The organism is Neobacillus sp. K501, assembly GCF_053749995.1.
This window is the reverse complement of sequence record NZ_JBSLYA010000020.1, coordinates 20,796-30,521: the sequence shown is the minus strand read 5'-3', so window position 1 is coordinate 30,521 and position 9,726 is coordinate 20,796. Positions and strand designations below refer to the sequence as shown.

The 9,726-nt window shown below is 39.2% G+C and carries 8 protein-coding genes and 2 other annotated features; of the genes, 5 read left to right on the top strand and 3 right to left on the bottom strand.

Translation table 11 applies throughout. The features are described from left to right. Positions 1-182: 182 nt before the first annotated feature. On the bottom strand, positions 183-1,097 hold the full coding sequence (locus ACWM35_RS24685; protein ID WP_454821536.1) for a nuclease-related domain-containing protein: 915 nt from the start codon (positions 1,095-1,097) through the stop codon (positions 183-185). A gap of 425 nt (positions 1,098-1,522) precedes the next feature. Between ACWM35_RS24685 and ACWM35_RS24680 the strand changes: the two genes are divergently transcribed. Both ACWM35_RS24680 and ACWM35_RS24675 read left to right on the top strand, forming a co-directional pair. Next, on the top strand, positions 1,523-2,857 hold the full coding sequence (locus tag ACWM35_RS24680) for an MFS transporter (protein ID WP_454821535.1): 1,335 nt from the start codon (positions 1,523-1,525) through the stop codon (positions 2,855-2,857). 81 nt (positions 2,858-2,938) lie between these two features. Continuing rightward, positions 2,939-3,159, top strand: a binding site (T-box leader). A gap of 62 nt (positions 3,160-3,221) precedes the next feature. Further along, positions 3,222-4,562 (top strand): sodium-dependent transporter, encoded by a 1,341-nt coding sequence (locus ACWM35_RS24675; RefSeq protein ID WP_454821534.1) that lies wholly within the window; start codon positions 3,222-3,224, stop codon positions 4,560-4,562. Positions 4,563-4,597: 35 nt separating this feature from the next. On the opposite strand, the gene ACWM35_RS24670 is transcribed toward ACWM35_RS24675, so the two are convergent. Continuing rightward, positions 4,598-4,852, bottom strand: coding sequence for a small, acid-soluble spore protein, alpha/beta type (locus ACWM35_RS24670; protein ID WP_454821533.1), 255 nt, complete (start codon positions 4,850-4,852; stop codon positions 4,598-4,600). A gap of 102 nt (positions 4,853-4,954) precedes the next feature. Next, positions 4,955-5,163: a binding site (T-box leader), on the top strand. Positions 5,164-5,211: 48 nt separating this feature from the next. On the opposite strand from ACWM35_RS24670, the gene argS reads away from it, so the two are divergent. From argS to ACWM35_RS24655, 3 genes are all read left to right on the top strand, one after another. Next, positions 5,212-6,906: an arginine--tRNA ligase gene (gene argS / locus ACWM35_RS24665; RefSeq protein ID WP_454821532.1), complete on the top strand. Its 1,695-nt coding sequence runs from the start codon at positions 5,212-5,214 to the stop codon at positions 6,904-6,906. 76 nt (positions 6,907-6,982) lie between these two features. After that, positions 6,983-7,450 (top strand): DinB family protein, encoded by a 468-nt coding sequence (locus ACWM35_RS24660; RefSeq protein ID WP_454821531.1) that lies wholly within the window; start codon positions 6,983-6,985, stop codon positions 7,448-7,450. A gap of 257 nt (positions 7,451-7,707) precedes the next feature. Next, a complete protein-coding gene (locus ACWM35_RS24655) occupies positions 7,708-8,889 on the top strand; it encodes a NupC/NupG family nucleoside CNT transporter (RefSeq protein WP_454821530.1) in 1,182 nt (393 codons plus the stop codon). A 22-nt stretch (positions 8,890-8,911) separates the two neighbouring features. On the opposite strand, the gene ACWM35_RS24650 is transcribed toward ACWM35_RS24655, so the two are convergent. Then, positions 8,912-9,508: a DedA family protein gene (locus ACWM35_RS24650; RefSeq protein ID WP_454821529.1), complete on the bottom strand. Its 597-nt coding sequence runs from the start codon at positions 9,506-9,508 to the stop codon at positions 8,912-8,914. Positions 9,509-9,726 lie beyond the last annotated feature (218 nt).

The window sequence follows — 9,726 nt, the reverse complement described above, 5'->3', positions numbered from 1 at the left end:
GGAATTATGAAAGGTTTATAATGCCCGCCCCCCCCCCGAATGAAAAGGAGGGAAGGTAATTATGAAAGGTTTATAATGCCCGCCCTCCCGAATGAAAAGGAGGGAAGGTAATTATGAAAGGTTTATAATGCCCGCCCTCCCGAATGAAAAGGAGGGAAGGTAATTATGAAACAAAAATTCACTCATAAAAAATGAGTATATTTAACTTTCCCAACAACTTTATAGTTATCCTTCAAAACCCTCCTAATCACCTTTTTCGACTCAAATTCCCCGCACCATTCATAAACAAGATTCGTAGTAATCTTTTTATTAGGAAAAAGTAGTTTTAATTCCTCTGCATTTCTCACAATCGCCAAATCTATTTTTTCCTCAAATCCGCAGTCCACACACACGATTTTGTTTGTACTAGCCTCAACCTTAACGTCGAAAGATTGGCAAACTGAACAAGTTAGCCCCTTCCGCTGCTGTTCATAACCATAAGAAGGCACCTGAGAAAAGGGAGAATCCGTCATATGCGACTGAAGTAAAAAATCAGCAATTTGCCGGTGTTGTCCATTTAGTTTTGATGGCAGGGAGCTTAATTCGTTTAATAAGCGAATAAGTTGGGTTGGATAAATGATTTTCTTGTTAAACGGAGACTGATATAAAGTGAATTCGGGGTTGATGAAGATTAGGTATCCAGATACTGGTATATGGAAGCCTTGTTTTTGAAGTAAATCACGGAGTTGGGTTTCACCGCGGTCTAACTGGTGAAGGGGATTTTTTATTTTTTTCCGGGTAGAGTATAAATGGAAATCACCATTTTCGTAATAATAATCTCCATCAAAGTTTTTTACTTCGAAGGGGATCAATAAGCGTTGCGTAATGAACAGGGAATCAATTTGAAATGTAGTATGGTCATTTTTTAGCAGAAGGTCATTTAATATGTAGAACTTCCCGTCAAGATGGGCTGTTTTGTGGTCAAACATAACCTCCCCTTCATAACCTTTCTTCAAATTTAAGTAATACTTTTGATCTTCGGCTGCCAATTCCATTCTCGTGTTTAAGGACCGAAGCATCATTAATTCATTAGATTCCACTCTTGTTTTGAATGGCATAGTCCACTCCCCTTCTCGGATTCCTCCCTTATTATAAAATAATTCAGCCTAGTCAATTGTGACAATTCAGAAAACAATTAACAATAACCTTCTTAGGATGTTAATAATTCCCTCTGTGACTCAGGAAATGGCCCAATATCCACATAAAATTTATCAAAAATGGATGGCACGTTTCTTTCTGAATGTGTTTCCTTTCGTCACAGCAAATTGTTTACCACTTATGTGTGTTATGAGAAAAACAAACTAGAACGAAACCCTTTATATGCTGATTCCTATAGCTAGAATTCTCTACATCCTCCCGTGTTTTCTCGTTTGGCAAATCGGAGTCAGGCATTATCGGTCTACTGGGTCTTAATCGAAGGCAATGAATATTTCCTCCTTCTCAAAAGGAAAAATATAAGTATCTTTTTGTTTGAAGAAAGGAAATGATGATGAAAAACGAAAATTATTGGAATCCGAATGATCAAGAATTTTGGGAGTCTGGAGGGAAAAAGGTAGCCAAACGAAATTTGTGGCTTTCGATTCCCAATTTATTAATCGCATTTAGTGTGTGGCAAATATGGTCGATTCTTTCACTCCGATTAATTGATGCGGGCTTTAATTATACAACAGACCAAGTGTTCACGCTCACGGCAATTCCTGCCTTAACAGGTGCTGTGATACGTGTCTTCTATTCCATAGGAGTTACGTATACGGGAGGGAAAACCTGGACGTTTCTGTCAACCATTATTCTGCTTATTCCTGTTATTGGTGTGGGGATTGCCCTGCAAAATCCTGATACACCATATACGACAATGGCGATACTTGCAGCACTTTGTGGTCTTGGTGGTGGAAATTTTGCTTCTTCGATGGCCGCGATTGGTCCCTTTTTTCCAAAAGCCAAGCAGGGATCTGCGCTAGGGATTAATGGCGGTTTGGGGAATCTTGGTGTCAGCGTTGCCCAGTTTCTAATTCCACTGGTAATCACTTTTCCGTTGTTTGGAGCCTTAGGTGGTGAAGCGCAAACCATTTCAAATGGCGCCAATGGAACAACTCAGCTTTGGGTGCAAAATGGTGCTTTGATATGGGTAATCCCGATCATTCTGTTCGCGCTTTTTGCATTGTTTGGTATGAACAATCTTCCTTTAGAGAAACCAAAATTGTCCCAGCAACTGAAGGTTTTTAAAAGAAAGCATATGTATTTAATCACAATTCTCTATATCATGTCATTTGGTTCCTTTATCGGCTACTCAGCAGCATTCCCTCTATTATTGAAGGGAGAGTTTCCTGAGATTAACGCATTACAGATAGTATTTATAGGCCCGTTACTAGGAGCCCTTGGACGTCCGATTGGGGGCTATCTTGCAGATAAATTCGGCGGGGCAAAAGTCTCGTTGATTGACATCGGGATCATGGTTCTCGGAGTTGCCGGGGTGTTGATTTTTATTAGTGATAATTCGCGGAATTTTCTTGGCTTTTTCCTTTCCTTCTTGTTACTTTTCGCCTCAGGAGGGATTGCCAATGGATCAATTTTTACAATGTTCCCCATCATTTTTGGACCAGTAGAAACGCCCGCAGCCATCGGTCTTGCCGCAGCAATAGGAGCCTTCGGCGGCTTCTTTATTCCAAAGATGTTTGGATGGTCGATTGAAAATACAGGAGATATTAGTCCTGCCCTTTACTTATTTATTGTCTACTATATTATTTGCGCCGCGATAATCTGGTTTTACTATGTAAGAGAGAATGCAGAAGTAAATGTGGATGAGTTAAGAACGCAATAAGGGGTTAACATTATTTTCCTAAAATATTTTTGTATACAAGCTCGTGATTTTAAGTTATTCTAAAAATTATAAAAATATTAAGTTAATGCGTTGATAGGATTTTAGTAGTCTTTTTATCCCTGTTTCAAGAGAGCTAGTGGTGGTGGAAACTAGTACATATAAAAAGATGAATTTCGTTCCTGGAGTATCTTTTTCGACCTTTGGAAGGGAAAGACGGTTTGTCTCGATAACGACAATCAAGTGGAGAATACGTAACTATGTTCTCAATTAGGGTGGTACCGCGATATCAAGTCGTCCCTGCATTTAGATGCAGGGGCGGCTTTTTTATTTCATCAAGAAACGCATTATGAAAGGAGTTAAGATTTTGAACAGTAAAGAACAGTGGTCATCAAAGATTGGTTTTATTTTGGCAGCAGCAGGGTCTGCAATAGGACTTGGGGCGATATGGAAGTTCCCTTACATCGCTGGAATAAGTGGAGGAGGAGCCTTCTTTTTTATCTTTATCCTGTTTACTTTGTTTTTGGGCCTACCATTACTCATGGCCGAATTTATTATTGGACGAAAAACACAAAAGAATGCCATCGAGGCCTATAAGGATATTGCTCCGAATGGAAAATGGCACTGGATTGGTTATTTAGGAATTGTCACCTGCTTTATTTTGCTATCTTTTTATAGTGTGGTTGGCGGTTGGATTATCAGTTACTTATGGAAGGCTGTTTCCGGACAATTGGGTGGGCTCGATCAGGCGCAATATGCGGAGTTATTCGGTGCAACCATCTCGAATCCATCTATTAGTGTATCAGCGCAGTTTATCTTCCTACTCTTAACCATTATTGTCGTTGCGAAAGGTGTTCAGCAAGGGATTGAAAAAACAAGTCAAATTATGATGCCGATATTATTCATCCTTTTTATCGTCCTGATTGTTCGGTCCTTGACGCTCGAAAACGCAATGGAGGGTGTCAGCTTTTTATTTAAGCCTGATTTCGGACAAATTACACCGGAAACGATTCTTTTTGCATTAGGACAATCGTTCTTCACGTTAAGTGTCGGTGTTTCCGTTATGGTTACGTACAGCTCATATCTATCAAAGGAAGAAAGTTTATTTCGCTCTGCCTTTTCGATCGTAGGATTAAATATCATCATTATTGTATTGGCAGGGCTGGCGATTTTCCCAGCGGTATTCTCCTTCGGTTTAAAACCAGATGCAGGTCCTGTTTTACTTTTCAATGTTCTGCCGAATGTATTTAATCAAATGGCGTTTGGGATGTTCTTTTTTGCCGCCTTCTTAATTCTATTTTTGTTTGCTGCCTTGACGTCAGCTTTTTCGATGCTAGAAATTATTGTATCTGTGATTTCGAAGGGTGACGATAAGAAGCGAGCAAAATGGTCCTGGATTATCGGAATCGCAATCTTTATTTTCGGTATTCCTTCTGCCCTTTCTTATGGAGTGTTAAGTGATGTTTTGATATTTGGGAAGTCGATCTTTGATGCTGCTGATTATTTGGTAAGTAATGTATTGATGCCGATTGGCGCGTTGCTCATTGCGATTTTTGTTCCAATGAAATTGAAGAAATCAGCTTTATATGAAGAGTTATCTTTAGGTGGAGGCTTTCCTTTAGCTTTATTCCGGATTTGGTTTTTCCTGATTCGTTATGTAGCACCAATTGCGATTTTGTTTGTCAGTTATCACGTGATAAAAGGTTAAATAAGGAGGGGACCCACAGAAAAGGTCCCCCTGATTTAACGATTTTTCATCATATTTTCCTGAGCCATTTTAACAAGCTCGCGGACCATACTGCCACCTAGGCGTCCGCCGACTTTGCCTGCTTGCTCTGAGGTGAGCTGTCCGTTGTAGCCTTTTTTCAATGGAACGCCGACTTCTGCAGCTGCTTCAAATTTGGCATTCTCCGGGCTCTGGGTATGGGCAACCTTTGCCTTTAGTTCATCTAATCCTCGTCTTGCTTCGGGAACGAGGATTTTATTCCTTCTCGCCATGAAATCCCTCCTTTACGGTTAGGATTTCCTCAATTGAAAAAATAATCAGCAATGACTAGATTAATCCTTTTTTATCCAGTATAATTACTGTTAATTAATGAGATAAAATCAATGAAAAAGAGAGTAGTTTTCTGGGAAGTCCAAGCGAGTCAGGGATAGTGGGAGCCTGATACGAAGCAGAAAATGAAGCGCACTTTTGAGATGCCCGCCTGAAATTAAGTAGGGTGTGCCGGAGAATTCTCCGTTAACAAATTTGAGCTGGTTCTGATGAACAAGTAGAGTGGTACCGCGAGTTAACTCTCGTCTCTTCCTATAGAGACGGGAGTTTTTTGTTTTTTAAAAAAAGGGAGGTCTAAAAAATGAACTTTAAAAAAGAGCTTGCCGAAATTTTATTTGAAATCCTTGATCAGGAAATGAAGGTTGAGGAACTAGAGCTATTCATTGAAAAACCTAAAAACCAAGCTCATGGGGATTTAGCTTTTCCGTGTTTCAGTTTAGCCAAGGTAAAAAGAAAATCACCTAACATAATTGCACAAGAACTAAGCGAAAAAATACAATCTCCAACCTTTGAGAAGATTGAAGTAATCGGAGCGTATCTTAATTTCTTCTTAAATAAAAAACTGGTTGCAGAACAAGTGATCAATGAAATTGTCACGAAAAAAGATCAGTATGGGGCATTGAATATTGGCCAGAACCGTAATGTCACCATTGACATGTCGTCCCCGAATATCGCGAAGCCATTTTCAATGGGACACTTGCGCTCAACAGTTATCGGTAACGCGCTTGCACGAATCGTAGAAAAATGTGGTTATACCCCAATTAAGATCAACCATCTTGGCGACTGGGGCACCCAATTTGGAAAGTTGATCACAGCCTATAAACTATGGGGCGATGCTGAGAAGGTAAAACAAAATCCGATAAAAGAATTGCTGACCCTGTATATTAAGTTTCATGAGGAAGCAGAACATGATCCACAGCTAGAAGATGAGGGCCGGAGCTGGTTTAAACGACTAGAGGATGGCGATGAGGAAGCCTTATCATTATGGCAATGGTTCCGTGATGAATCGTTAAAAGAATTCTCGAGCATCTATGAATTAATGGGTGTGGAATTTGATTCCTATAATGGTGAGGCCTTTTACAACGACAAAATGGACCGGGTCATCGACCTGCTTGAAGAGAAGCAATTGCTTGTGGAATCCGACCAGGCCCAGGTGGTGGAATTAACAGAGAAGGAACTGCCGCCATGTCTAATTAAGAAATCAGACGGTGCTACCTTGTATGCTACTCGTGACCTAGCAGCAGCACTATACCGTAAAGAAAATTATGACTTTGATTTATCTTTATATGTGGTCGGGCATGAACAAAGTCTTCATTTTAAACAGTTAATCGCGGTATTGGCAAAAATGGGCTATGCTTGGGCGGAGAAAATGGTTCACGTTCCCTTTGGGATGATGCTGAAAGATGGAAAGAAAATGTCGACCAGAAAAGGCAAAGTGGTTTTACTTGAGGAAGTATTAAGCGAATCGATTGCCATGGCTAGACATAATATTGAAGAGAAAAATCCAAACCTTTCGAACAAAGATGAAGTCGCGAAGCAGGTTGGAGTCGGAGCAGTCATGTTCCATGATTTAAAAAATTATCGGATGAATGATATCGAGTTTTCACTAGAGGAAATGCTGCGCTTCGAGGGAGAAACCGGTCCATATGTTCAATATAGCTATGCTCGTGCCTGCTCGATTTTACGAAAGGCGGAATGGAACTTAGAGACAGCAGTAAAAGACTATCCTATCTCATGGGAAAAAGAGTGGAAGGTTGTCAGCTTGTTAATGGAATTTACGAAGGCAACGAAGAAAGCCTTAGAGCAATATGATCCTTCGCAAATCGCAAAGTATATTGTTGACCTCGCCCAAGCATTCAATAAGTATTACGGAGAAGTGAAAATTCTTGAAGATAGTGCCGGGAAGCAGGCACGTTTAGCTCTTGTTTATTCCGTAACGGTTGTTTTAAAAGAAGGCTTACGATTATTGGGGATTGAAGCACCTGAGGAAATGTAATCTGATTATTCAAAAATGGCTGATTTTGATATACAATAATCTGGTACGAGTAGAAAAAAATGGGGAGGTTTACGAATTGAGCGAATTATTGTTTAAAAAGATTGAGCTGACAAGGGATTTCTTTCTGAAAAATATTGCTGGATTAGAGGAGGGAATCAGCGAAATACAGCCAGAGGGCTTTAACAACAATATTCATTGGCATATTGGCCATGTGTTGACAACAGCAGAGCAATTCATGTTCGGATTCCCAAAAAAATCAACAAATTTACCAGAAAACTATTTAGCGTTGTTTGGATCAGGAACAAAACCAGCTGATTGGCAAGGGGAAGTTCCATCTGTATCCGAATTAACCACTCAGTTAAAGGAACAATTGAATAGAATTAAAGAAATACCAGCTGATAGTTTTAGCGCAAAGCTGAAAACACCGTTCCTTGGTCAGGAAAGCTTTGGTGAACTCACTAACTTTGCGTTTATGCATGAGGCTCTCCATATGGGACAAATTAAAGCCATGAAGAGTGTTATTCAAGCGGTTCAAGCAAAATAATCAAATATATAATGAAGTTTTTTACTTAGAGATTAGCGATGCTAATCTCTTTTTTTTGACTAATGAAAATGGCGTTGGTGAAAATAATATGGAAAAATAGCGAAAAGCCTGAATAATGCTACTTATCCTGGATTCATTGACACACAAATGGAGGAATTTTATAATCAACTTTGTGTTTGAAAACGCTGTCGATATTTGTCGGAAAATATAAAAATATCATCTTTGTGAATGGACAACTAGAAAAGGAGAGGAAAGGTTTGAAATATATTTTATTTGTGGCAGCATTAGTCGTCATCTTTTTGCTTGCCTTTATCGTTAGTAACAATAAAAAAGGGATAAAAATGAAACCGCTTATCACCATGCTGTTGTTACAGCTTGTTTTTGCGTTCGTACTGCTTAATACGGAAATTGGATTCGTTATTATTAAAGCGATTTCTGGGTTGTTTGATCATTTACTAAGCTATGCAGCAGAAGGAATAAACTTTGTCTTCGGCGGAATGGCAAACGAAGGAACAGGACCATTTTTTATCAATGTACTTCTTCCAATTGTCTTTATTTCTGTCCTGATTGGGATTGCTCAATATATCAAAGTCTTACCGATTATTATTCGCTTTCTTGGGATTGTCTTAAGTAAGGTAAATGGCTTAGGAAAGTTAGAATCCTATAATGCCGTTGCATCTGCTGTTTTTGGTCAATCTGAAGTGTTTATCTCTGTAAAAAAACAACTTCCGTTTATTCCTAAACATCGACTTTATACTTTATGTACTTCAGCCATGTCAACGGTTTCTGCCTCCATCCTCGGAGCCTATATGACGATGATTGATCCGAAATATGTTATTACCGCACTTGTATTGAACTTATTTGGCGGATTTATGATTGCCAATGTGATTAACCCATATGAGGTATCCGAAGAAGAAGATATCATTGATATTCAAGAAGCTGAAAAGCAAACTTTCTTTGAGGTTTTAGGTGAATACATTCTCGATGGGTTTAAGGTTGCGATTATTGTTGGAGCGATGCTTATCGGTTTTGTTGCGTTAATCAGCATGATTAACCATGTGTTTGAAGCCATTTTCGGAATCAGCTTTCAAATGGTTCTTGGTTACGTTTTTGCTCCATTTGCATTTATTATTGGGGTGCCTGGTGCTGAAGTGGTTAAGGCTGGTACAATCATGGCAACGAAATTATTATCTAATGAATTTGTCGCGATGATGGATTTGGCCAAAATCACAGATTCATTATCTAACAGAACGGTTGGAATTATTTCCGTATTCCTAGTATCGTTCGCAAACTTCTCTTCCATTGGAATTATCACTGGCGCGGTAAAAGGACTGCACGAGAAGCAAGGAAATGTTGTAGCTAAGTTTGGTTTGAAATTATTATATGGTGCAACGCTCGTAAGCTTATTAACCGCAGCGATCACGAGTGTTATGATCTAAATTAGTAAAAAAATCAACCACTCTAGTCAGTGGTTGATTTTTTTGTTCTCTTTACTAAATAGTAGATGACGCCAAGAAGGACAGCGCCAATTATGATTGGCATTGTGTATTGCTTCGCGTATTCTTCAATATGCGACCAGTTATCACCTAACATATGACCTAAATAAAGAAAAAGAATCGTCCATGGGATGATCGCCGCTACCGTATAAATTGTAAATTTTGTGGCAGACATTTTGGATATTCCTGCTGGAATCGAGATCGCATGTCGGACGACGGGAATGAAACGAGCAAAGAAAATGACGCCGCCTCCATATTTCCTAAACCAAAGCTCAGACATATCAATTTGTTTTTTCTTAATAAAAACATACTTCCCGAATTTTTCTAAGAAAGGGCGTCCGCCATAATATCCAGCCCAGTAAAGGAATAATTGGGCAAAGGTACCTCCGATTGTCCCTGCAATAATCGCTCCAGGATAGCCGATAGTTCCTTGTGAAATCATATAACCGCCATAGCCTAAAACAATTTCACTAGGGATGATCTCGATCATTAACCCGATCGCAATCCCGAAATAACCTAAATCTGATAAAAACTCTAAAACAGAGAAAATAAACTCCTTCATATGTCACCTTCACTTATGTAAATATTTCACTTTATTTAGTTTATACTAGTTCACTATGAAAGAAAAACAATATCCTAATTTTTCAAGGAAAAGACAACGAGGTTGCCCCCGCTGCCTTGCATTTTTTATAGGAAAAGAAAGAAAATTTAACTTCGAGAATTGTCTAGCTCCAGCGCCTAGGGGCTCGGGTCATAAGCTTGTCTAGTTTCGGCTTCTTG

Excerpts from the sequence above, each read along its gene's own strand:
- ACWM35_RS24680 (WP_454821535.1), top strand. The coding sequence starts at position 1,523 with ATGATGATGAAAAACGAAAATTATTGGAATCCGAATGATCAAGAATTT.
- argS (WP_454821532.1), top strand. The coding sequence starts at position 5,212 with ATGAACTTTAAAAAAGAGCTTGCCGAAATTTTATTTGAAATCCTTGAT.
- ACWM35_RS24670 (WP_454821533.1), bottom strand. The coding sequence starts at position 4,852 with ATGGCGAGAAGGAATAAAATCCTCGTTCCCGAAGCAAGACGAGGATTA.
- ACWM35_RS24650 (WP_454821529.1), bottom strand. The coding sequence starts at position 9,508 with ATGAAGGAGTTTATTTTCTCTGTTTTAGAGTTTTTATCAGATTTAGGT.
- ACWM35_RS24685 (WP_454821536.1), bottom strand. The coding sequence starts at position 1,097 with ATGCCATTCAAAACAAGAGTGGAATCTAATGAATTAATGATGCTTCGG.